This is a genomic window from Photorhabdus aegyptia, from assembly GCF_000612035.1.
Taxonomy (GTDB): Bacteria; Pseudomonadota; Gammaproteobacteria; order Enterobacterales; family Enterobacteriaceae; genus Photorhabdus; species Photorhabdus akhurstii.
Genome location: NZ_JFGV01000081.1, coordinates 1 through 22,311, shown reverse-complemented (window position 1 = coordinate 22,311; position 22,311 = coordinate 1). Strand labels below are relative to the sequence as shown.

Annotated in this window: 19 protein-coding genes and 9 tRNA genes; 17 read left to right on the top strand and 11 right to left on the bottom strand. The window is 41.0% G+C overall.

Annotation, left to right across the window (positions count from 1 at the left end; all coding sequences use genetic code 11):
- Positions 1-67 precede the first annotated feature (67 nt).
- The 5 genes from crr to cysZ all read right to left on the bottom strand — a co-directional run bounded on the left by crr (position 68) and on the right by cysZ (position 5,156).
- A complete protein-coding gene (crr, locus tag BA1DRAFT_RS19350) occupies positions 68-577 on the bottom strand; it encodes a PTS glucose transporter subunit IIA (RefSeq protein ID WP_015833547.1) in 510 nt (169 codons plus the stop codon).
- A 48-nt stretch (positions 578-625) separates the two neighbouring features.
- On the bottom strand, positions 626-2,353 hold the full coding sequence (gene ptsI, locus BA1DRAFT_RS19345) for a phosphoenolpyruvate-protein phosphotransferase PtsI (RefSeq protein ID WP_036782538.1): 1,728 nt from the start codon (positions 2,351-2,353) through the stop codon (positions 626-628).
- Between the two features lie 184 nt (positions 2,354-2,537).
- Positions 2,538-2,795 (bottom strand): phosphocarrier protein Hpr, encoded by a 258-nt coding sequence (gene ptsH / locus BA1DRAFT_RS19340; protein WP_036782535.1) that lies wholly within the window; start codon positions 2,793-2,795, stop codon positions 2,538-2,540.
- A gap of 552 nt (positions 2,796-3,347) precedes the next feature.
- Positions 3,348-4,301 (bottom strand): cysteine synthase A, encoded by a 954-nt coding sequence (cysK, locus tag BA1DRAFT_RS19335; protein ID WP_036782532.1) that lies wholly within the window; start codon positions 4,299-4,301, stop codon positions 3,348-3,350.
- A gap of 114 nt (positions 4,302-4,415) precedes the next feature.
- Positions 4,416-5,156, bottom strand: coding sequence for a sulfate transporter CysZ (gene cysZ, locus BA1DRAFT_RS19330; protein ID WP_181148378.1), 741 nt, complete (start codon positions 5,154-5,156; stop codon positions 4,416-4,418).
- Positions 5,157-5,406: 250 nt separating this feature from the next.
- Here cysZ and zipA point away from each other — a divergent pair, with 250 nt between their 5' ends.
- The 4 genes from zipA (at position 5,407) to BA1DRAFT_RS19310 (ending at position 10,240) form a co-directional block, all read left to right on the top strand.
- Complete coding sequence (zipA, locus tag BA1DRAFT_RS19325) at positions 5,407-6,318, top strand: cell division protein ZipA (RefSeq protein WP_036782525.1); 912 nt, start codon at positions 5,407-5,409, stop codon at positions 6,316-6,318.
- A 60-nt stretch (positions 6,319-6,378) separates the two neighbouring features.
- The gene (gene ligA, locus BA1DRAFT_RS19320) at positions 6,379-8,397 is read left to right on the top strand and encodes an NAD-dependent DNA ligase LigA (protein ID WP_036782523.1); all 2,019 of its coding nucleotides are present in this window, start codon (positions 6,379-6,381) and stop codon (positions 8,395-8,397) included.
- A gap of 360 nt (positions 8,398-8,757) precedes the next feature.
- The gene (locus tag BA1DRAFT_RS19315; protein WP_036782520.1) at positions 8,758-9,942 is read left to right on the top strand and encodes a NupC/NupG family nucleoside CNT transporter; all 1,185 of its coding nucleotides are present in this window, start codon (positions 8,758-8,760) and stop codon (positions 9,940-9,942) included.
- Positions 9,943-10,024: 82 nt separating this feature from the next.
- Positions 10,025-10,240, top strand: coding sequence for a DUF3820 family protein (locus BA1DRAFT_RS19310; protein WP_011145708.1), 216 nt, complete (start codon positions 10,025-10,027; stop codon positions 10,238-10,240).
- Positions 10,241-10,335: 95 nt separating this feature from the next.
- On the opposite strand, the gene BA1DRAFT_RS19305 is transcribed toward BA1DRAFT_RS19310, so the two are convergent.
- From BA1DRAFT_RS19305 to gltX, 3 genes are all read right to left on the bottom strand, one after another.
- A tRNA-Ala gene (locus BA1DRAFT_RS19305) sits at positions 10,336-10,411 on the bottom strand.
- Positions 10,412-10,468: 57 nt separating this feature from the next.
- A tRNA-Ala gene (locus tag BA1DRAFT_RS19300) sits at positions 10,469-10,544 on the bottom strand.
- A 250-nt stretch (positions 10,545-10,794) separates the two neighbouring features.
- Positions 10,795-12,213 carry a glutamate--tRNA ligase gene (gltX, locus tag BA1DRAFT_RS19295; RefSeq protein ID WP_036782515.1) on the bottom strand — a complete coding sequence of 473 codons (1,419 nt, stop codon included), beginning with the start codon at positions 12,211-12,213 and terminating at the stop codon, positions 10,795-10,797.
- A gap of 270 nt (positions 12,214-12,483) precedes the next feature.
- Between gltX and BA1DRAFT_RS19290 the strand changes: the two genes are divergently transcribed.
- The 6 genes from BA1DRAFT_RS19290 (at position 12,484) to BA1DRAFT_RS19265 (ending at position 13,125) form a co-directional block, all read left to right on the top strand.
- Positions 12,484-12,559: transfer RNA gene (locus BA1DRAFT_RS19290), tRNA-Val, on the top strand.
- Positions 12,560-12,589: 30 nt separating this feature from the next.
- A tRNA-Val gene (locus tag BA1DRAFT_RS19285) sits at positions 12,590-12,665 on the top strand.
- Between the two features lie 45 nt (positions 12,666-12,710).
- Positions 12,711-12,786 (top strand) — tRNA-Val (locus BA1DRAFT_RS19280).
- 43 nt (positions 12,787-12,829) lie between these two features.
- Positions 12,830-12,905: transfer RNA gene (locus BA1DRAFT_RS19275), tRNA-Lys, on the top strand.
- Positions 12,906-12,940: 35 nt separating this feature from the next.
- A tRNA-Lys gene (locus tag BA1DRAFT_RS19270) sits at positions 12,941-13,016 on the top strand.
- Between the two features lie 39 nt (positions 13,017-13,055).
- Positions 13,056-13,125, top strand: a tRNA-Lys gene (locus BA1DRAFT_RS19265).
- Between the two features lie 134 nt (positions 13,126-13,259).
- Here the strand turns inward: BA1DRAFT_RS19265 and nadS are convergent.
- Positions 13,260-13,544 carry a NadS family protein gene (gene nadS / locus BA1DRAFT_RS19260; RefSeq protein ID WP_036782511.1) on the bottom strand — a complete coding sequence of 95 codons (285 nt, stop codon included), beginning with the start codon at positions 13,542-13,544 and terminating at the stop codon, positions 13,260-13,262.
- A gap of 1 nt (position 13,545) precedes the next feature.
- Positions 13,546-13,878 (bottom strand): type II toxin-antitoxin system RelE/ParE family toxin, encoded by a 333-nt coding sequence (locus tag BA1DRAFT_RS19255; protein ID WP_036782508.1) that lies wholly within the window; start codon positions 13,876-13,878, stop codon positions 13,546-13,548.
- Positions 13,879-14,111: 233 nt separating this feature from the next.
- Here BA1DRAFT_RS19255 and BA1DRAFT_RS19250 point away from each other — a divergent pair.
- From BA1DRAFT_RS19250 to pgm, 4 genes are all read left to right on the top strand, one after another.
- Positions 14,112-14,181: transfer RNA gene (locus BA1DRAFT_RS19250), tRNA-Lys, on the top strand.
- 210 nt (positions 14,182-14,391) lie between these two features.
- A complete protein-coding gene (gene glk, locus BA1DRAFT_RS19245; protein ID WP_036782505.1) occupies positions 14,392-15,357 on the top strand; it encodes a glucokinase in 966 nt (321 codons plus the stop codon).
- A gap of 774 nt (positions 15,358-16,131) precedes the next feature.
- On the top strand, positions 16,132-16,656 hold the full coding sequence (gene seqA, locus BA1DRAFT_RS19240) for a replication initiation negative regulator SeqA (protein ID WP_036782502.1): 525 nt from the start codon (positions 16,132-16,134) through the stop codon (positions 16,654-16,656).
- Positions 16,657-16,715: 59 nt separating this feature from the next.
- Entirely contained in the window at positions 16,716-18,356 is a 1,641-nt protein-coding gene (gene pgm / locus BA1DRAFT_RS19235; protein ID WP_036782500.1) for a phosphoglucomutase (alpha-D-glucose-1,6-bisphosphate-dependent), read from the top strand.
- A gap of 61 nt (positions 18,357-18,417) precedes the next feature.
- On the opposite strand, the gene BA1DRAFT_RS19230 is transcribed toward pgm, so the two are convergent.
- Complete coding sequence (locus BA1DRAFT_RS19230) at positions 18,418-18,846, bottom strand: EamA family transporter (RefSeq protein WP_036782541.1); 429 nt, start codon at positions 18,844-18,846, stop codon at positions 18,418-18,420.
- A 682-nt stretch (positions 18,847-19,528) separates the two neighbouring features.
- On the opposite strand from BA1DRAFT_RS19230, the gene BA1DRAFT_RS19225 reads away from it, so the two are divergent.
- Genes BA1DRAFT_RS19225 through BA1DRAFT_RS19215 form a run of 3 tightly spaced genes read left to right on the top strand, consistent with a single transcriptional unit; the run spans position 19,529 to position 22,224 of the window.
- Positions 19,529-20,761 (top strand): MFS transporter, encoded by a 1,233-nt coding sequence (locus BA1DRAFT_RS19225; RefSeq protein ID WP_036782497.1) that lies wholly within the window; start codon positions 19,529-19,531, stop codon positions 20,759-20,761.
- Positions 20,727-21,122: a ParB N-terminal domain-containing protein gene (locus BA1DRAFT_RS19220; RefSeq protein WP_036782494.1), complete on the top strand. Its 396-nt coding sequence runs from the start codon at positions 20,727-20,729 to the stop codon at positions 21,120-21,122. The genes BA1DRAFT_RS19225 and BA1DRAFT_RS19220 overlap by 35 nt, the downstream gene beginning before the upstream one ends.
- A complete protein-coding gene (locus BA1DRAFT_RS19215) occupies positions 21,115-22,224 on the top strand; it encodes a SidA/IucD/PvdA family monooxygenase (RefSeq protein WP_036782490.1) in 1,110 nt (369 codons plus the stop codon). The genes BA1DRAFT_RS19220 and BA1DRAFT_RS19215 overlap by 8 nt, the downstream gene beginning before the upstream one ends.
- Positions 22,225-22,311: the final 87 nt, after the last annotated feature.

Genomic DNA, 22,311 nt, shown 5'->3' with positions numbered 1-22,311 from the left:
AAAAAAAACAGCCGTGATTGTCGGCCGTTTTTTAAGATGAAAATGGTATTGTGACAGTTAAATGTTGCTACTTTTTAATCCGCATAATGGGGGTTTCACCAACAGTGACAGAACCACTCAACTTGGATAACTCTTTAATCTCATCCATGTTGGAAATAACAACAGGTGTCAGGGTCGATTTTGCTCTTTCTTCAAGGAGTTTAAGATCGAACTCCAAAACTAAATCACCTTTTTGTACACGCTGACCTTCTTCAGCAATACGCTTAAAGCCTTCGCCTTTAAGTTCAACCGTATCAATACCAAAATGGACAAATAGCTCAATACCGCTGTCCGATTCGATAGAAAATGCATGGTTGGTTTCAAATATTTTACCGATTGTTCCATCAACTGGTGCGACTATTTTATTGCCAGCGGGCTTTATAGCGATACCGTCGCCCACAATTTTCTCGGCGAAAACAACATCTGGAACATCTTCAATATTGACAATCTCACCAGATAAAGGTGCGATAATTTCAATAGTGCCGCTGTTTTTTTTATCATCTGAAACTAGAGATTTCAGTTTATCAAACAGACCCATGAATCTTCTCCTAATTGTTTATACTGGACCGCGTTTTAACCGATATTGTTAGCAAAGTGTTTTTTCTTTGATGAAGGTATCAACCAATTCTATCAACCCCTGAGCGGTAGACTGAGACAGGGCTTGCTCAGCTAACGCTTTTGCATCTTCGTAACGCGTATTACGAATGATTTTCTTGATGCGGGGAATAGAAATCGCACTCATACTAAACTCATCCAGCCCCATGCCTAATAGCAACAATGTAGCACGTTCATCACCTGCAAGCTCGCCACACATCCCCGTCCATTTACCTTCAGCGTGTGAAGCATCGATGGTTTGCTTAATCAGGCTCAATACTGCTGGTAGCATCGGGTTGTAAAGATGAGAAATCAACTCGTTACCGCGGTCTACAGCAAGAGTATACTGAGTTAGATCGTTTGTCCCAATACTGAAAAAGTCAACTTCTTTTGCCAGGTGATGAGCAATAACTGCGGAAGCTGGTGTTTCTACCATCACCCCCACTTCGATCGCTTCATCGAATTTTTTACCTTCTTCGCGAAGCTGACCTTTCAGCAATTCAAGTTCTGCTTTCAGTGCCTGTACTTCTTCTACAGAAATAATCATTGGAAACATAATGCGTAGTTTACCGAAAGCAGATGCACGTAAGATAGCACGTAACTGAGAATGTAAGATCTCTTTTCGATCAAGGCAAATACGAATTGCACGCCAACCAAGGAATGGATTCTCTTCTTTCGGCAGATTCATATAGGGTAGATTTTTATCACCACCGATATCCATCGTACGTATAATAACCGCCTGACTGCCCATTGCTTCGGCAACAGCTTTATAAGCTTGGAATTGTTCTTCTTCTGTTGGCAGCGCATCACGATCCATAAACAGAAATTCTGTACGGTATAAACCGACGCCTTCGGCGCCATTGCGCTCAGCGCCAATCACATCACGGACGGTACCGATATTGGCACAGACTTCAACCTGATGGCCATCAAGAGTCATCGCCGGGAGATCTTTCAACTTTGCAAGTTCAGTTTTTTCCGCCAGATATTCGTTTTTGGTCTTTTTTAGCTGTTCAATTTCCGCATCAGATGGATTGATATAAATGTGATTATTTACCGCGTCCAGGATTAGATAATCGCCATTCTGGATGGTTGTTGTCGCTTGGGTGGTACCGACGATCGCTGGCAGTTCAAGAGAGCGCGCCATGATTGACGTGTGGGAAGTTCGGCCACCTAAATCGGTAATAAAACCGAGTACTTTTTCCAGATTAAGTTGTGCGGTTTCCGATGGAGTCAGGTCGTTGGCAACCAGAATGACTTCCTCTGAAATTGAGCCAAGATCAACAATGGGCATACCCAGAATGTTTTTCAGCAAGCGCTTACCGATATCACGCACGTCTGTGGCACGTTCTTTCAGGTATTCATCATCCAATTCTTCAAGGGCTTGGGCCTGAGTTTCAATAACGGAATAGACTGCGGCATCCGCAGTTCTGAAATCGTTTTTGATTAACGAAATAATTTCTTGCTCAAGTTCTTCATCTTCCAATAGCATGATATGTCCTTCGAAGATTTCAGCTTTTTCTTCTCCGAGGTTTTTTGCGGCTATATTCTTGATGATTTCTAGCTGGGATGAAGCTTTTTCACGGCCTTGCTTGAAATGGAAAATTTCTTGTTCGACTTGCTCTTGACTGATTTTTTTCTGATTGACAATAATTGGGTCTTCTTTCAGTAATAGTGCTTTACCGAAAGCGATGCCTGGTGATACTAATATGCCTGAAATCATGATGTTACCTAACTACTAATAATTATTCTTTAAAGAGCCAGCCCGCAGATGGTTTGCTGTTTTAGGACATGCATTTAAACTGACATCCCCAGATAAAAGTTTATCCAGGGATGAGGAATGGCTAAGTGAATACCTGTCTATTCACAATCTCTGAATCTTGACTGGCTTTGCGGTCAATGGAAAATTATTCCAGTTCTGCCATCAATTTAACCAGATGCTCGATTGCTCTTTGCTCATCTTCGCCTTCAGCAGAAATAGTCACTACAGTGCCTTGAGTAAGTCCCAAAGTTTGTAGCTTAAACAGGCTTTTGGCACTGGCAGTTTTACCACCGGAAGTCAGTGTAATATCGGAGGAGAAACTTTTGGCTTCTTTAACAAACTGTGCCGCGGGACGGGTGTGTAGGCCATTTGGCGCAGTAATAGTGACTTCTTGCTGGAACATAACGTTTCCTCAATAACTTAGATTTTTGCTATGTAAGTTAAGAATTTGTAATGGACAAATTTTAACTTGAGTGTTTATTCACTGCCTATCCCATGTAAGACGATTTTATTTACCTAAAGAGCGAACTGAGTAATGTTCTGGCAAAAGCGCTAAATAGCCTCTGAACGCTCTTTAGTACGACCCATAACTTCCGGGCCATGTGTGCTGTCTGTATTTACTTTTACTGGTAAGAATAAACAGCATTAACGACGTCTACTGAGATAGACTCTCAGGTTGATAATGTAATAAAAATTTTTATTCATTATCAAAAAAATTGTTCTTTCCGATGCTTCTGATTGATAGTTTGAAGTAAAGATAGATCGCGGAACTACTTAACTGAAACTACTACTCCTGTTAATTAATTTCGAGCATCGAAATAATTATTATTGGTTAAATACTAGACCCATTGTAAGAAATCATCTGGCAAAGTGAAAAAGTTTGATCTACCACACAGAAAAAGCACCATTTAGGTGCTTTTTTATCAATAAATCTAAGTAACTTACTTAAAAACTTTTATTCATCAGACAAGTCAGTAAACAGTGGGCTGCTTAAATAGCGTTCACCTGATGAAGCCAGAATGACAACGATATTTTTGTCTTTATATTCCGGTTCCTGAGAAAGTTTTACCGCTGCTGCAACGGCGGCACCAGAGGAAATACCTACCAGAATGCCCTCTTTCACCATGATTTCACGTGCGGTTTTAATTGCTTCCTCGCTGCTGATTTTGAAAACGCGATCAACCAGTTTCAAATCAAGGTTATCTGGAATAAAACCCGCACCAATACCTTGAATCTTATGAGGGCCCGGTTTCACTTCTTCACCGGCCAGAGTCTGGCTGATGACGGGTGATTCTTCGGGTTCTACGGCAACCGCGGTGACATTTTTACCTTTGGTGTGTTTCAGGTAACGGGTAACGCCTGTTAGTGTACCGCCGGTTCCTACACCGGAAACAAATGCATCCACTTCACCGTCTGTATCCTCCCAGATTTCCGGGCCTGTAGTTTTTTCATGGATTTCCGGGTTAGCCGGATTACTGAACTGTTGCAGGATAATGTAGCGGTCGGGATCGCTAGCTTTAATCTCGTTAGCTTTCTCAATGGCGCCTTTCATACCTTTAGCGCCTTCCGTCAGTATCAACTGAGCACCCAATGCTTTCAAGAGCTTGCGGCGTTCAATACTCATGGTTTCTGGCATTGTCAGCGTTAATTTATAGTCCCGAGCGGCGGCGACATACGCAAGCGCTATTCCAGTGTTACCACTGGTGGGTTCTATTAATTCTTGTCCCGGTTTTAGGATACCGCGTTTTTCAGCATCCCAAATCATGTTGGAACCAATGCGACATTTTACACTAAAACTTGGGTTACGGGATTCTACTTTTGCCAGAATACGCCCATTGCCAAAGTGTTTTAGGCGAATTAACGGGGTACGACCAATAGTCAAAGAATTATCTTCGTAAATTTTACTCATACTCGTCTTTCAACTCCCTTTAGTGATATCCGGTCAACAATACGCCAACAACCGGTTAATGGAAATATAACTTAAATATATTTTTATTGTCTAAAAGAATAACTTAAATGAATATCATGGCATAATACGCGGGGCGTGTTGATCTCGATAGCGATCGACCCACATTGCTGTCGCCGCGCATACGGCAATAGGCATAATCACCAAATTGACAATGGGTATCATGGTTAAAATACTCACTGTTGCGCCAAATTGCAGATTAATTATTTTGTTTTGGCGAAGAGCGCTACGCATTGTTGGAAAACTGACTTTGTGGTTATCAAAGGGATAATCACAATACTGAATTGATAGCATCCAGGCACTGAAAATAAACCAGAGCACAGGCGCGACAGTTTGCCCGATAACAGGAATAAAATAGAGTAACAATAAGACCAGAGCGCGTGGAATATAGTAGCACAGCTTGGTTAATTCCCGTTTTAGGATACGTGGAACATCTTTGAAGAGTGCTATAACGCCGGTATCCGGTGCGGGGATTCCTGTTAAATCCGCTTCCAATTTTTCTGCTAGCAGACCATTGAATGGCGCTGCGATAAAATTCGCTATTGTGCTGAATAAGTAAGTAAAAATCAGCAAAACAGAGAGCACGGCCATCGGCCATAAAATATAACTGAGCCATTGCATCCAATCCGGTACTTTGCTCACTATCCAAGGGATCCAGTTCTCCAGTTTCTGATAGAGCCACCAAAATGAACCGCCGAGAAACAAAATATTTGCCAACAAAGGCAATAGGACAAATCTTTTAATGCCTGGTCGAGTAATTAATTTGCAACCTTGCATCAAATACTGAAAGCCGCTCAAATTTTTGGGCAATTTTGTCAAATTCAGCATACTTCCTATTCTCTCCTGTGTGATTGAAACGCTATCATATAGGTAGGATTTTCGACTGACTAGTATTGTTCTGTATAAAAAGAACGCAAAAGGGGCTTATTAGGCATCTTTCTGATAAGAAAAGTGTGTATAAGCTTGCACTTGTGTTATTTGACAAATACAGTTAATACAGAAAATATTCCGCCGTGGTGGCATACTTAATTAAACAACAGAGATAGCAATGATGCAGGATTTGCGTCTGATATTAATCATTGTTGGTGCGATAGCAATAATAGCTTTGCTGTTACATGGGTTGTGGACCAGCCGTAAAGAGCGTTCTTCGCTTTTTCGTGATCGCCCAGTCAAACGTCATAAACATGATCGTCAGAACAGTTTCGTCGATGACAGTGACGATGAAGCGTTCGGCAATCAGCAAAAGCCTTATGCCCATAAACAGGTGAAATCTCATCAGGAGTATAAAGCTGAGCCAGCTATCGAGTGCCGTCAGCAAAAGTTGACTGAAATTGATGCTGCAACGCTTGAAGAAAGCGATGATCCGTTGCTGACGGGTCATCAGCCTGAGACGACAGCGAGAAAAGCAGTCATAGAAGAGCAGGAACCCCAACTCGGTCTGTTTGAATTCGAAGAGCAGAGTGAGCCTGAAAAAAACAGATCTGCGATTGAAGAAAAGTTTCAAGAAGCGGTTGGCGAAAAAGAAACTCAGACCAAGGTGAAAGAAATCGTTTTGGTTCTTCACGTAGCAGCACATCACGGCCAAGCATTGAATGGTGAACCCTTGCTGCAAAGTATTCTGCAATCTGGCTTCCAGTTTGGGGAAATGCAGATTTTTCACCGTCACGTGAACCCATCAGGTAGTGGCCCGGTACTGTTTAGTTTGGCAAATATGGTGAAACCGGGTTCATTTAATCCTGAAACAATGGCTGATTTTACAACTCCGGGGATTTCCATGTTTATGGTAGTCCCTTCTTACGGAGAATCTAATCAGAATTTTAAACTGATGTTACAGGCAGCTCAGCGTATTGCCTCTGATGTTGGGGGCGTGGTGCTTGATGATGAGCGAAAAATGCTAACACCGCAAAAAATCGAATTGTATAAAGCGCGTATTCGCAGCACACTTGGTGTTCAGGTATAATCAATTATCGAATGTTCAAGCCTCCGCCAGCCGGGGGCTTTTTATCGCTGGTTATAAATCATGAAATCAACGGCTCAACAAATAGAAAAGCTCAGAACAACACTGCGTCATCATGAATATCTGTATCACGTCATGGATGCGCCAGAGATCCCTGATGCGGAATATGATCGGTTAATGCAGGAATTGAAGGATCTTGAAGGACAGTATCCTGAGTTGATTACATCAGATTCACCAACGCAGCGGGTTGGGGCTGCTCCTCTGACGGCTTTTGAACAAGTCCGCCATGAAATTCCGATGTTGTCACTGGATAACGTATTTGATGAAGAGAGTTATCTGGCGTTTGATAAGCGGGTGCGTGACCGTCTGAAAGAGACTCAGGATTTAGTGGTGTGCTGTGAGCTGAAACTGGATGGTTTGGCGGTCAGCCTGTTGTATGAACATGGTGAGTTGGTACGGGCTGCAACCCGCGGTGATGGTACAACCGGGGAAAATATTACATCAAATATACGGACTATCTGTGCAATTCCCCTGCGTCTATTCGGCGAAAATATTCCAGCGCGTATTGAAATTCGCGGTGAAGTTTTCATGCCGCAAAAAGGGTTTGAGAAACTGAATGAGGAGGCGCGTCGCACGGGGGCAAAAGTATTTGCTAACCCACGTAATGCGGCGGCTGGCTCGTTGCGTCAGCTCGATCCCCGTATTACGGCTAAACGCCCATTGGCTTTCTTCTGTTATGGTGTTGGCGTATTGGAGGGGGGAGAATTACCAGCCAGTCACTACGAGCGATTGATACAATTTAAGAAATGGGGATTGCCGGTCAGCGATAAAGTTAAAGTTTGTACCGATAGTCAACAGGTTATTGATTTTTATCATGATATCGTAAACCAGCGTTCCGCATTGGGGTTTGATATCGATGGTGTCGTTGTCAAAGTTAATTCGCTGGAATTACAGGAAACATTAGGCTTTGTCGCTCGTGCGCCACGTTGGGCAACGGCGTTCAAGTTTCCCGCTCAAGAGCAAATGACAATTGTTCGTGATGTTGAGTTTCAGGTTGGCCGTACTGGCGCAATCACACCGGTAGCACGTCTGGAGCCAGTACAGGTCTCTGGTGTCATTGTCAGTAATGCAACATTGCACAATGCGGATGAGATTGAACGTTTAGGTTTGCGGATTGGCGATACGGTTATTATCCGCCGTGCTGGAGATGTGATTCCACAAGTTGTCGGTGTTTTAGAAGAGAGAAGGCCGCAGGGCAGTAATGAAGTTGTTTTCCCTGAACATTGCCCGGTATGTGGGGCAGATATTGAAAGGATTGAAGGGGAGGCTGTAGCGCGTTGTACGGGAGGATTGGTGTGTGGCGCTCAGCGTAAAGAGGCACTTAGGCATTTTGTTTCCCGTCGGGCGATGGATGTTGACGGCATGGGAGAAAAGATTATCGATCAGCTGGTGGATAAAGAGTATGTCGAAACCCCGGCCGATCTTTTCAGGCTGACGGCAGGCAAGTTGACTGGGCTTGATCGCATGGGACCGAAATCTGCCCAGAATGTGGTAGATGCGTTGGAAAAAGCGAAAGAAACCACCTTTGCCCGTTTCCTTTATGCGTTGGGTATCCGTGAAGTTGGGGAAGCGACCGCTGCTAATTTGGCTGCTCACTTTGGCGAACTGGATAAATTACGTTCTGCTGATGAGGAAGCATTGAAAGAGGTTCAAGATGTTGGCGAAGTGGTGGCAAAACATGTTGTTAACTTCTTCCATGAACCCCATAACCAAACAGTCATTAACGATCTGATTGATAATATCGGTATCAACTGGGAACCGGTTGTCGTAACAAAAGCTGAGAAAATTGACAGCCCATTTTCGGGTAAAACAGTTGTGCTCACAGGGTCATTGCATCAGTTATCCAGAGATGAAGCCAAAGCTAAACTTGTTGCACTTGGGGCAAAAGTGACGGGCAGCGTTTCTAAGAAAACGGATTTGGTGATTGCGGGTGAAGCTGCCGGTTCAAAATTAGCTAAAGCTAATGAGTTGAATATTTCGGTTATTGATGAAGAAGAAATGATCCGTTTATTGGGTGAATAACTTTTTTGTTTACATACTGATTATTGAGGGTTTTTCTCAATAATCAGTCATACGCGATAAGATGTTTTTAAAGCTTATCTTATACGATTCAGCTAAAAATGTGATCAGACACATTAAGTAAAGATTTACAGTAAGAATTATTTCAGTCTAATGTGATATCTATACCCTATAGATTTCAAGATGCATCGCGACGGCAAGGGAGTGAATCCCCGGGAGATAGATAACTATGTGACCGGGGTAAGCGAGTGCAGCCAACAAAGAGGCGACTTGAAAGATGACGGGTATATCCTTATTTGATCGCCTTTTATTGCATAGAATGCGTTTATAAAAACTCGCTTTCTATCGTGTTTGGAGTGTGATATGTCTCAGATCCTGCATTTCTTCTTAGCTTTGATTGTCATTGGCGGCCTTGCTATTTTGGCAAGTAATGACCGTAAAAGTATTCGTCCTCGCTATGTTATTCAATTGCTTGTTATTGAACTTATCTTGGCTTGGTTTTTCCTGAATTCAGGTATTGGTCAGGAATTTGTCATGAGATTTGCTGGTTTATTTGAGCATTTACTGAAATATGCGGGTGAAGGGACTGAGTTCATTTTTGGCGGCATGATGGATGCAAAACTGGCATTCTTCTTTTTGAATGTATTGTGTCCGATTATCTTTATTTCTGCGCTGATTGGTATTTTGCAGCATATAAAACTATTGCCAATCATCATCCGGGTTATTGGTACTCTGCTGTCTAAAGTCAACGGTATGGGTAAACTGGAATCATTTAACGCGGTCAGTTCTCTGATACTTGGGCAGTCTGAAAACTTTATTGCTTATAAAGACGTACTGGGAAAAATGTCTGAGCGTCGCATGTACACGATGGCTGCGACTGCAATGTCAACGGTTTCTATGTCGATCGTTGGGGCTTACATGCAAATTTTAGCGCCTAAATATGTTGTAGCGGCATTGGTGCTTAATATGTTCAGTACCTTTATCATCCTATCGCTGATTAATCCGTATGCTGTTGATAGCGAAGAGGATATTCAGATGAGCAATCTCCATGAAGGCCAAAGTTTTTTCGAAATGTTAGGTGAATATATTTTGGCGGGTTTCAAGGTGGCTCTCATTGTGGCTGCGATGTTGATTGGTTTCATTGCCCTGATTGCTGCTATTAATGCGCTGTTCAGCATGGTGTTTGAGAAGGACTTTCAGGAAATGCTCGGCTACGTATTTTATCCATTTGCTTGGGTGATTGGGATTCCGACAGATGAAGCATTACGGGTTGGTAGCGTCATGGCAACCAAATTGGTTGCTAACGAATTTGTGGCAATGCACAGCTTACAATCCATTGCGACAGAACTTTCTCCTCGTTCACAAGGTATTTTGTCGGTATTCTTGGTTTCTTTTGCTAACTTCTCTTCTATTGGGATTGTGGCCGGTGCGATTAAAGGCTTGAATGAGAAACAGGGTAATGTTGTTTCCCGCTTTGGTTTGAAACTACTATTTGGTTCAACGCTTGTCAGCTTCTTATCTGCGGCTATTGCCGGTTTGGTACTGTAAAAGATCATGTTTTATCGTGGAATATTGCATCATGGATGGTGCAGATTCCCTTTCACCTATTTCTCTTATAGATGTGTAAATTATGGAAAAAGAGAACCTGATAGAAATTGCTAATACTGCAATGCCGTTCGGTAAATACAAAGGGCGTATGCTCATTGACTTACCGGAAGAGTATTTATTGTGGTTCGCCCGGAAAGGGGAATTCCCACAAGGTAAATTGGGGGCGCTGATGGAGATGACTTTAGCAATAAAACTAGAGGGACTAGATTCGTTGGTGAAACCATTGAAAAAAGGCTAGCCAAAGTTGACGTTTGTTTTTTATTCGATAATGGTGGTTATGAATGGGAATAACCAAAAGGCCCTGAAAGCATGGCTTTCAGGGCCTTATAATTTTGGTGGAGCTAAGCGGGATCGAACCGCTGACCTCTTGCATGCCATGCAAGCGCTCTCCCAGCTGAGCTATAGCCCCACGAGCGTGGTATTTCCTAATTTTAGTACCAAATACCTTGATTCAATATAAAGGATTTGGTGGAGCTAAGCGGGATCGAACCGCTGACCTCTTGCATGCCATGCAAGCGCTCTCCCAGCTGAGCTATAGCCCCAATCAAAATTAATGGAACGGGGCGCATAATATGAAACCCTGCAAATACTGTCAACGGCTAACTTATCATTCTCACAACAAGCGTTGAAAAAGCCATCAATTTTATGATCGATTAACAAAATAGAGGTTGAGCAATGGGTTGAAATGAAATAGAAGGTGTTTGGGAAAGTGATAAAGAGGTAGCAATTAAATAGGATTTTTTGAAAACAGAAAGGCATCACATGTGATAAGTGATGCCTTTGATGTATTAATTAAGATTGAGTTTCGCGTTGAGCAATGAACTCCAGTGCTTGATTAATACGGGATAAAGTACGAGTTTGCCCGATAGCGTGAATAGTGACATCCACACCTGGGGATTGACCTGCACCGGTAGCCGCAACCCGCAATGGCATACCGATTTTACCCATACCGACTTCCAGCTCATCAGCGGTGGATTGAATGGCATGATGAACATTTTCTGGCGTCCAGTCAGTAATTGAAGCCAGCTTCGCACGGACAACTTCAAGAGGTTGACGGGCGACTGGGCGCAAATGTTTCTTCGCTGCATCGGCATCAAATTCAGCAAAATCTTCATAGAAGTAGCGGCAAGATTCGGTTATCTCTTTCAGAGTCTTACAGCGTTCGCCCAGTAATTTAATCAGATCAACCAGTTGTGGACCATTACGGGTATCAATACCTTGTTGCTCCATGTGCCATGCTAGATGAACGGCAACTTTCTCTGGAGGCAGGGTATTAATATAGTGATGGTTCAGCCATTGCAGTTTTTCTGTATTGAATGCGCTGGCGGATTTATTGATAGCATCCAGGCTGAACAGCTCAGTCATTTCTTCAATGCTGAAAATTTCTTGATCACCATGCGACCAACCCAAACGAACCAAATAATTCAGTAAAGCTTCTGGCAGATAACCATCATCGCGGTATTGCATCACGCTCACTGCACCGTGACGTTTGGACAGCTTTTTACCGTCATCACCGAGGATCATCGAAACGTGTGCATATTCTGGCACGGGAGCGCCGAGTGCTTTCAGAATATTAATTTGACGAGGTGTATTATTAATATGGTCTTCACCGCGGATGACATGAGTGATCTCCATATCCCAGTCATCGATAACAACACAGAAATTATACGTTGGTGAGCCATCGGTACGGCGGATAACTAGATCATCAAGTTCCTGATTACTGAACTCAATGGAGCCGCGGATACGATCATTAAAAACAACAGAACCTTCCTGTGGATTGCGGAAACGGACAACATGGGGCTGATCTGGGTTATGTTGACATGAATTATCACGGCAGCGGCCGTCATAACGAGGTTTCTCGCCATTTGCCATTTGAGTCTCACGCAATTCTTCCAGATGCTCTTTAGAACAATAGCAGCGATAAGCGCTTCCTTGCTCTAGCATTTGATCGATCGCCTGATTATAACGATCAAAACGTTTCGTCTGATAATAAGGGCCTTCATCCCAATTCAGATTTAACCAGTTCATACCGTCCATAATGGCATTGATAGCTTCCTGAGTTGAGCGTTCAAGGTCAGTATCTTCGATACGCAATACAAATTCGCCTTTGTTATGGCGGCTATATAACCAGGAATACAGTGCGGTACGAGCACCGCCAACATGGAGATAGCCGGTTGGGCTTGGTGCGAAACGGGTTTTGATTTTACTCATTGGGGATTGCCTTAATTACGTTTCACTTTTCAATGAACGTTATCGGTGATTTAAGTAATAAAAGAGGGGGGCTATTTTATCACTGCACCTTAATTCCTCAATGCTGTTAACGGGGAGTTGTTGAGAAAAGTCAGTGTATTTGTCTAAACTGTACCCTATAGTGACGATAATTATCTCACCCTTGTTTAATTTTGAGACGAACGATATTTTTCTCTAGAAAAAGCGTTGACTCATTCTGAACTATCCCTATAATGCGACCCCATCACGACGGGGCGATTAGCTCAGTTGGTAGAGCATCTCCCTTACAAGGAGGGGGTCATCAGTTCGAATCTGGTATCGCCCACCATCTCGTTGTGATAAAAATGATTTTATGATTGGGCGATTAGCTCAGTTGGTAGAGCATCTCCCTTACAAGGAGGGGGTCATCAGTTCGAATCTGGTATCGCCCACCAATCATAAATTCAGTGGTATAGAAGCAGTAATGGTCATCATGAAGTGGGCGATTAGCTCAGTTGGTAGAGCATCTCCCTTACAAGGAGGGGGTCATCAGTTCGAATCTGGTATCGCCCACCACTTCATTAGGATTATTTCAGGCGGTATCACATATCTTTGGTGCGGGTCGTTAGCTCAGTCGGTAGAGCAGTTGACTTTTAATCAATTGGTCGCAGGTTCGAATCCTGCACGACCCACCACTCCAAAAGGTATCCAGAGTAGTTCTCCTATAGATGGGTCGTTAGCTCAGTCGGTAGAGCAGTTGACTTTTAATCAATTGGTCGCAGGTTCGAATCCTGCACGACCCACCATTTTCAAAAGATATCCAGAGTAGTTCCCCTATAGATGGGTCGTTAGCTCAGCCGGTAGAGCAGTTGACTTTTAATCAATGGGTCGCAGGTTCGAGCCGAGCGAAGCGAGACAACAGCGCGTGAGCGCTGGCCCGCAGCAAAAGAAGTCACAAACAATGAGAACACTCAAACTATGGCCTCTTGGAAATAGGTAGAACCGAGATGTGGTAGGTAACTTTAATACTTGTACGACACACCGGCTAATCAATGCGTCGCCAGGGCTTTATAGAAACTAGGGTTTTCTTGGATGATAGCTAATACCTTTGCCGCTAGTCCTGTCGGATTTCGACGCTTCTGCTCCCAGCTTTTAATTGTATCAAGGCTAGTGCCTAAAGCCTCCGCCATCTCTGTCTGTGAAATGTTAAGTTGAGCACGGATAGCTTTAACGTCGGTAACTTCGTATCGGGTTACACGTGCTGCGGCGTTATTACCTTGTTTAATTTCAACTGCTTCTTCTAGGGATGCTTTTAATTCGTCAAAAAAACTCATGTTACACCTCATGTTTTAGTAATTTTGTTAGTTTTTTCAGTTCTGCTTTCTCGGCATCCGTTAAGCTATCTTTTTTACTTTTCGGATAAGCCATCACCAGATAGATAATATCTTCAGTCGCTAGAAGATAAATCACTCTGGCACTACCATTTTTTCCTTGTGAGCCTATAGCCATTCTGATTTTACGTAACCCCCCAGTACCACGTATTAGATCACCTTTATCTGGTGACTCGATAAGCTCTCGTTGCAGTTCTTTAAGTTCATCATCAGTGGCAATCTCTTTTATCTGTCGGGTAAACATACTGGTTTCGATAAACTCTATCGCATGACTCACTGGAAAACCTCCTTTATTCTAGAGTACATAGTACTCTTATAATTCTAAAATTGCCAGCATGACTTACAAATTTATTCCATACCTTTAGTCGTACTACAGATCCGGTTATTTAACAAAGCCTGCCAAACGAAACCAGTAGTCACCGAACGAAGTGAAGAAAACCTCGAAGGCCGAGTCATCCTGCACGACCCACCACTCCAAAAGATATTCAGAGTAGTTCCCTTATAGATGGGTCGTTAGCTCAGCTGGTAGAGCAGTTGATTTTTAATCAATGGGTCGCAGGTTCGAGCCGAGCGAAGCGAGACAACAGCGCGTGAGCGCTGGCCCGAAGAATATATACCCTAAAGATTTCAAGATGCATCGCGACGGTAAGGAAGCGAATCCCAGGGAGCATAGATAACTATATGACCGGGATGAGTGCAAGTTATTCACTCCTAAACGATCTATACCAATAATGCCAGATGGGATAAGCTTTACCTAATTGTTGTACTGGCAAATTATTAGGATATAAAAATGAATCTCTACGGACTTGTTGCTGATATTGGCGGTACTAATGCCAGATTAGCACTTTGCAATTTGGAAAATGGTGCTATTGAGCGGATCGAAACATATAGCGCAAAACAACACATCGGATTAGAGTCTATTATCAGTCACTATTTGGCGGAGCAAAAAACAGTAGTGACTTATGCATGTATCGCTATTGCTTGCCCGATAAATGGTGATTGGGTAGAAATGACCAATCACCAATGGGCATTTTCGATTAGTGAGCTGAAACAGACGCTTGGGCTAGAAAAATTAGATGTGATCAATGACTTCACGGCTGTATCTATGGCTATTCCAATGCTGACAGAAGAACATAAGGTTCAATTAGGCGGAGAAGAAGCGGTTAAAGACAAACCGATAGCGGTTTACGGGGCAGGGACTGGCCTTGGCGTAGCTCATTTGATCAAAGTAGACAAGCAATGGGTAAGTTTGCCTGGTGAAGGTGGTCATGTAGATTTTGCTGCGAATAGTGAAGAACAAGATGCAATATTGGCTGTTTTACGGCGTAAATTTGGGCACGTTTCGGTAGAAAGAATCTTGTCCGGTAGTGGGTTGGTAAACCTTTATCAGGCGATTGCTATCTTGGATCATCGTCAGCCGGAAGATTTAGAACCAGAAACCGTGACGCAACGAGCATTGGATAAAAGTTGCCAATATTGCCATCGTGCCTTGACACTATTTTGTGAAATTATGGGGCGATTTGGCGGAAATTTGGCGTTAAATATGGGGACTTTTGGTGGTGTGTATATCGCCGGTGGTATAGTGCCGCGATTCCTTGAGTTCTTTAAGCAATCGAACTTTCTTCATGGATTTGAAGATAAAGGGCGTTTTAAAACATTAGTACAACAGATTCCTGTTTATTTGATTACTCATCCACAACCAGGATTATTAGGTTCAGGTACTTATTTACGGCAACAACTTTCACTTATTGATTAAATTATAAGGTCAGATATATACATCTCAAAATTAATGATTGTATATATCTGTCTGGAATTTTTTAAAATATCAATATTCCAACTGCTTGGATTCACATTGAAAACAGGATATGGAATTTTAGTTTAAAATCTTAATGCTATAAAATGGAATAATAATAACATTGCCAATTTTTTCATATAATTTATATGGTTACGATTTATTTTGGCAAGTGGTAAATATTATATTTAAATAAAAGGCGTGTAATTTACTAAAATGCATTTCCTGTCAAGATTTAATAGCAATAAACATACATCTCCATGAATTTAAACTGTTTTACCGTCTATAATCAATTTTCCCCTTCGCTGCTTAATCTCCCTTGATTAAATTTATTGTCGGCAATGTTGCAACCAGGTTTTATCATTATCTGGGTGTAATATCAGAATAAATAATTATGTGATTATCAACGCTTAAATAGGTGGTATTAAAAGATTGATATGACACTTTACAATGAATAAATAGGTTTTGTGACATTCTTTACTATCATCATAAAAACTTTCTGCAATATAGCGATGATTTATTCCCCGGCTTGTGGGAAGTCTTTAACATGATAATGAGATTTATATTCACAATATTTATGTAACTGATTGATTTATTTTAAATGAAAAGTGGATATTTTATTATGCTGTTTTTCATGTTTAAATACTTTTAAGTTATTGAAATTTTAATTGTTTTGTTTTCTCTTTTTATACTTTATAATCTGTCAAAATTTTTTATTTAGAACAGTACTGGATAGAAATGAAAACGATAGAAGTTGATGAAGACCTTTACCGCTATATTGCCAGCCACACACAACATATTGGTGAAAGTGCATCTGATATTTTACGGCGAATGTTGAAATTTAACGCCGAACAGCCAGTACAAAATGCACAGCCTATCAGTGCCGTGGAGAAAGCGCCGGTAGCCCGCCAGCGTGATTCTGTCCGTGTGATGCGTGAATTGTTACTTTCAGATGACTATTCTGATAAGAAAAAATCTGTTGAGCGTTTTATGTTGATCTTATCTACATTATATAGCTTGAACAGTGAAAGTTTTTCCCAGACGACTGATGCTATGCATGGTCGTACCCGCGTTTATTTTGCTGGCGATCAACAGACATTACTCGCCAGTGGTAAACAAACTAAACCTCGTCACATTCCGGGCACACCTTTTTGGGTGATTACTAACACCAATACTGATCGTAAGCGTAATATGGTTGAGCAAATTATGCAGGATATGAAATTCTCAGCCAATTTTATCGACAAGGTATGTGGCACGATTTAACTGATTAAGGCTGTGCTGACACAAAGTGCAGCGCAGCTCTTGTCCAGGGGAGATTTAAAGTGGTAAATCATCCGCGTGCGGGACAGATTGCCCGCCAAAGTGATCTGATAAATGTAGCGCAGCTTACATCACAGTATTACACCTTACATCCTCAGCCGGAGAACTCTGAGCATAAGGTTAAATTTGGTACATCCGGTCATCGTGGCAGTTCTCAGCGTCACAGTTTTAATGAGGCGCATATTCTGGCAATTACTCAGGCTGTTGCAGAAGTTCGCAAGCAACGGGGAATTAATGGCCCTTGTTATGTGGGTAAAGATACCCATGCTTTATCAGAATCGGCATTTATTTCCGTATTGGAAGTGTTAACGGCTAACAGCGTGAACGTGATTGTGCAGGAAAATAATGGATTTACGCCAACACCTGCGATTTCTCATGCCATCCTTTGTTATAACCGCTTGGGGAAAGCGTTGGCTGACGGGATTGTTATTACCCCTTCCCATAATCCACCAGAAGACGGAGGGATTAAATATAACCCACCTGATGGCGGCCCGGCAGATACGGATTTGACAGCAATTATAGAACGTCGTGCGAATGAGTTGCTTGCAGAAGGTCTGAAAGGCATTAAACGCTTGCCATTTGTTCAGGTGTTGAGCAGTGAATATTTGCATCAGCAGGATTTAGTTGAGCCGTATGTTAGCGCGTTGGGCGATGTGGTTGATATGGCTGCTATCCAACAGGCTGGGCTGAAAATTGGTATTGATCCTTTAGGGGGTTCTGGCATTGCATTTTGGCAGCGTATCGGTGAGCGCTACAATTTGGATCTGACGTTGGTTAACGATCAAGTCGATCAGACATTCCGTTTTATGCACTTGGATCATGATGGCGTCATTCGTATGGATTGCTCGTCCCCTTGGGCAATGGCGGGTTTGTTAGCCATGCGCGATAAGTTTGATTTGGCTTTTGCAAACGATCCTGATTACGACCGCCACGGTATTGTCACTCCCGCCGGTTTGATGAATCCGAACCACTATCTGGCAACTGCGATAGATTACCTATTCCGCCATCGTCCGCAATGGTCAGAAAGTGTTGCGGTAGGTAAAACATTGGTATCTAGTGCCATGATTGATCGGGTTGTCGCCGATCTTGGTCGTAAATTGGTGGAAGTACCCGTAGGTTTTAAGTGGTTTGTTGACGGTCTATATAAAGGTGAGTTGGGCTTTGGCGGAGAGGAGAGCGCAGGAGCTTCTTTCCTGCGTTTTGATGGTACGCCGTGGTCTACAGATAAAGATGGGATTATCTTGTGTTTACTGGCGGCAGAGATGACTGCGGTAACGGGGGAAAATCCGCAGCAGCATTACAATAAGTTGGCGGTTCGCTTCGGTACGCCAAGTTATAGCCGTATTCAGGCGTCGGCAACTTATCAGCAGAAGGCATTATTAGCCAAGTTATCACCAGAAATGGTGAAAGCGGATAAGCTTGCTGGTGATCCAATCACAGCCCGGTTGACAAAAGCTTCTGGTAACGGAGCGTCAATAGGCGGTTTAAAAGTGATAACAGAAAACGGCTGGTTTGCCGCTCGCCCATCGGGGACAGAAGAAGCCTACAAAATTTATTGTGAAAGCCTCCTTGGTCCTGAGCACCGGCAGAAAATTGAGCAGGAAGCACTGGATATCGTTAACCAGGTTTTTGCCGCAGGTTGATCTTTTATTCGATTAAAAAGAATCCGCAATGGTGAAATGGCTTTTGCGGATTTTTTATTTTTCAGCCCAAGGCAACCATTAATGCGCCGGCAGTGATCAGTGCAACACCACCTGCGGCCATAAATGATATCTTTTCACCAAATAAGATAACGGCCAAGATAACAGCAAACACGACACTGAGTTTATCAATCGGGGCAACCTGAGAAACATTGCCGTTTCTGATTGCCAGAAAGTAGAACAGCCATGACAATGCCCCCGCCACACCGCTTAAAACGATAAAAAGCAACGCCTTGCGATTTGCCAGCACTTCACTAACCAGATTTAATTTTCCCTGTACTACAACGACGCTGACAAGAAACAACGCCATAATGACTGCGCGTATTGCTGTTGCTGTATTGGCATCAAGATTTTGCAAACCGATTTTTCCGAAGATAGCGACCAAAGCGGCAGTAAACGCTGATAATAAGGCATAGATAAGCCAGGTACCCATCGCGAGTAATCCTTCATAGTTAGTATCAAATGAGTTGAGATGATAAGACAGTTCTCTTGGTTTGAATATACCATTACTCTCATTAAGGAAATTAAAGAATAAACTCATTACTAATCCCAATTTTAGTTATTGAATATTTTGGGCCTGTGAAATAGTTTCCAGTTTTAATCTCAGATGGCTTCATATAAATCTATAAATAATAATTATCCCCACCAGAGTTTAGCTATTAAACTAAAATACAATTTTATTTATCTATTTCACTTTGAATATAATATTACAGTTTATTTTGGGATTAGATTAAGCTGAGTTTTGATTGCTATTTGAATAGATAAAGATTGAACTGAAAGGTATCTATCTGAGATTAAAGGCCCTTTTTACCTGCGTTTTTGCCTGTTAAAGTGCAAAGTACTTATGTCATTATGTTGCTTACTAACATCACCAGCATTTGATCTACGTTTAACATGTAACAAAAGTGTCATATTTCGTTTGCAATTAACATCTGTTTTGATAATATATTAAGAATAAATCATATATCATTGGATTTGCTTTATCGTACAGATCATCCTAGTGATTTCCTCTACATTTTATTTTTTGTAGGGGAGAGTGGATTTTATGTACTTCCATAAGTATTTTAAATGATTGGCTTAAAAGATATCAAGATAAATAATATAAGAACATAGCAATGAAAAATTTTTCTCTTAATAATTATACATCCATACCGGCATGTATATGGGGTCTATTTCTGGGGACTTTTGTAACAAGATCAACATCAATGATGGTATGGCCTTTTATATCCATCATATTATATACAAAGTTTCATTTTACTGCATCGATGATTGGATTAGTTCTCTCTTTATCCATTGCGATTTCATCAATATTAAGTTTTTATGCAGGTTACTTCTCTGATAAAGTCGGCCGGGCTAAGATAATTATCATTGGATGTCTTATATCTTCATTGGCATATTTAATATTATGGTTGTCTGAACATCAGTCTGGTTTTATTATTGGCACTTTATTAGCGAATATTTCTTGGGCGCTGGTGAATAATCCTATAAAAGCCGTTATCGGTGATATTATTGAGGAAAAGCAGGTAAGAGAGAATGCCATGTACTTAAGGTATTTATTTCTAAATGCGGGAGCGGTAGTCGGGCCTTATTTAGGAATAAAATTAAGCCTGGATATTAATTCTATTTCTTTTTTGATTGTTTCGGTATCCTATGTGATTTTTATGATCCCTGTTTATCTATTTGGCAAGAAAATAAAAATCAACTTAACAAATAATGAAGACTTTAAAGGAACGATAAAGGTTTTATTGAATGACCGTGTGTTTTTAATGTTGGTTATCAATAATATTCTCATGATGTTTATTTTTGGCCATTTTGATTCAACTTTGCCACAGTTAATTACCTCATTAGGGTTTAATGGGTATGCTGAGTTTATTGCTTCGCTTATTATGTTACATGCGATAACCATTGTCGTTATGCAGTTACCGTTTTCCATGTTAACGCAAAAAATGGAGTTGGAAACGAAAATAAATATAGGGTCTGTATTACTCATTTTATCTGAATGTATGTTCTTTATTTCATTCAAGTATTATGATGTTTATTTATTGTGGTATATGGCTGCTTTTACCATGAGTATCAGTCAAACTATTTTGTTTCCATGTGTGAATGTTTTTATTGATCGTTTGGCGCCAAATGATTTACGTGGCGCATATTTTGGTGCAGCGTCACTTTATAGTATTGGTTTTTCTATATCGCCGTTAGTTGGTGGTACTATTATTCAATTATTTGATGGTGGAGTGTTATTTCAATTATTAGCGATATTAAGTGTGTTGATGTTGGTAATTTTCTATCGGATGTTTAAACTAAGGGATAAACATGAAATTAATATTAGAAGAAGTCTCAAATCTTAGACCAACTGAATTACATTGCCCTGATCGTGTCGAGCAGTTAATCGAAAAAGTTAAATTTGAAGGTTTCTGGACTCAACCAATCTGGATTGATGAAGCAACGAATGTGGTTATTGATGGTCATCATCGGCTTGAATTAGCCAAAACATTAAAATTAAGTTGCATTCCTTGTCTGGCATTTGATTATGAGAAGGAGCTATTGGTTTATTCCCGCAATGAGAGTAAAACAATTAATCATAGTGATGTTATTAAGGCGGGTTTGGCTGGGCAACCGCTTGGTTATAAACAGACTCGTCATGAGTTTGCCGGGAATGTGATTGAAACACAAATTTCATTAAAAATGTTAGGGTTTGTCAATGAATAAGCAGTTTTATGATGTGGTAATGTGTGGTGCGGGGCCTGCAAATATTTCATTAATCCCGGATTTATTAAAAGATGAAGTTATAAAAGATTGTCTGATTTTAGAAAAAACAGAGATAGTGGGTTCTGGTTCATTAAAGAAATATAAAATTACCGCGAACTCTTTAGGTAGTGTATTTTTAGAGAAGTTTGACGGTTGTGATGATGAGCTTAGTCAGTATATAAGATCAACACCGGAGTGGGAACATTTTAGTGCCAATAGAGATAAGCCAGTTGAATTGAGGTTTGTCGGTCAATATTTGGAGAGAATTGCACGTTTTATTCAGGAAAATAAATATGGTGATCGGTTTAATATTTTGACTGATACGGAAGTGAAAAAGATTAAGCAGAATGAAGATGGCAACTATGATATAACTTATCATAAAAATAATGAAGATTATATTGTATCAACGCGAAAAGTACTGTTTAATATAGGCGGAACTCCAAACCAATCCAGGTTATTACATAATAGCAAGAATGTTACCTCAGGTGATTTCATTAAAGGTTTTTATGATGAGGTTATAAATAAAGGTGATATAAAAAGTATATCAATATTGGGTTCGTCACATAGTTCTGTTTCTTGTTTAATTCGGCTGATAGAGCAATTAAAGTTTACTGGTAAGATAAATGTTCTGGTTAATAAAGATTTTAAATTGTTCTTTGATTCACCTGCAAGTGCAGAATCTTACGGTTATGCTTTCACTCAGGAAGATATCTGTCCTTTAAGTGGGCGGGTTAACCGATATTCAGGTTTGAGATATGATTCTTTTGTATTTGCTCAAGAACTTAAAGAAAGAAGACATAAAAATATTTCTATTTTAAATATCTCAGAAATATCGAGTGACGAAGTTATGCAACGTATTAATTGTGATGATTTATTGATTCACTGTACGGGATATCACTCAAAACTTGTTGAAATTATTGATAAAAATAACATTACTCTTGAATTTAAAAGTGATAAATATGGTTTGTTGATCAACGAAAAATTAAATCCTGTATCAACTTCAGGTGAAGCGCTCAATAATTTTCATACATTTGGTCTGGGGGCTGGTGTAAAGACAGGGTGAGATCTCACATTTTTAATAAGGTTATTTTGATTAAATAAAAATCAGAATATGACTTTTTATAGGCATTTCTCTCATTAAAACGTTAAG

Coding starts and splice junctions, on each gene's coding strand:
- nadS (WP_036782511.1), bottom strand. CDS start 13,544: ATGAGTTTTTTTGACGAATTAAAAGCATCCCTAGAAGAAGCAGTTGAA.
- BA1DRAFT_RS19220 (WP_036782494.1), top strand. CDS start 20,727: ATGAAATTAATATTAGAAGAAGTCTCAAATCTTAGACCAACTGAATTA.
- BA1DRAFT_RS19215 (WP_036782490.1), top strand. CDS start 21,115: ATGAATAAGCAGTTTTATGATGTGGTAATGTGTGGTGCGGGGCCTGCA.
- ptsI (WP_036782538.1), bottom strand. CDS start 2,353: ATGATTTCAGGCATATTAGTATCACCAGGCATCGCTTTCGGTAAAGCA.
- cysK (WP_036782532.1), bottom strand. CDS start 4,301: ATGAGTAAAATTTACGAAGATAATTCTTTGACTATTGGTCGTACCCCG.
- gltX (WP_036782515.1), bottom strand. CDS start 12,213: ATGAGTAAAATCAAAACCCGTTTCGCACCAAGCCCAACCGGCTATCTC.
- BA1DRAFT_RS19230 (WP_036782541.1), bottom strand. CDS start 18,846: ATGGGTACCTGGCTTATCTATGCCTTATTATCAGCGTTTACTGCCGCT.
- glk (WP_036782505.1), top strand. CDS start 14,392: ATGAATCTCTACGGACTTGTTGCTGATATTGGCGGTACTAATGCCAGA.
- ptsH (WP_036782535.1), bottom strand. CDS start 2,795: ATGTTCCAGCAAGAAGTCACTATTACTGCGCCAAATGGCCTACACACC.
- seqA (WP_036782502.1), top strand. CDS start 16,132: ATGAAAACGATAGAAGTTGATGAAGACCTTTACCGCTATATTGCCAGC.
- BA1DRAFT_RS19225 (WP_036782497.1), top strand. CDS start 19,529: ATGAAAAATTTTTCTCTTAATAATTATACATCCATACCGGCATGTATA.
- BA1DRAFT_RS19315 (WP_036782520.1), top strand. CDS start 8,758: ATGTCTCAGATCCTGCATTTCTTCTTAGCTTTGATTGTCATTGGCGGC.
- crr (WP_015833547.1), bottom strand. CDS start 577: ATGGGTCTGTTTGATAAACTGAAATCTCTAGTTTCAGATGATAAAAAA.
- ligA (WP_036782523.1), top strand. CDS start 6,379: ATGAAATCAACGGCTCAACAAATAGAAAAGCTCAGAACAACACTGCGT.
- zipA (WP_036782525.1), top strand. CDS start 5,407: ATGATGCAGGATTTGCGTCTGATATTAATCATTGTTGGTGCGATAGCA.
- BA1DRAFT_RS19310 (WP_011145708.1), top strand. CDS start 10,025: ATGGAAAAAGAGAACCTGATAGAAATTGCTAATACTGCAATGCCGTTC.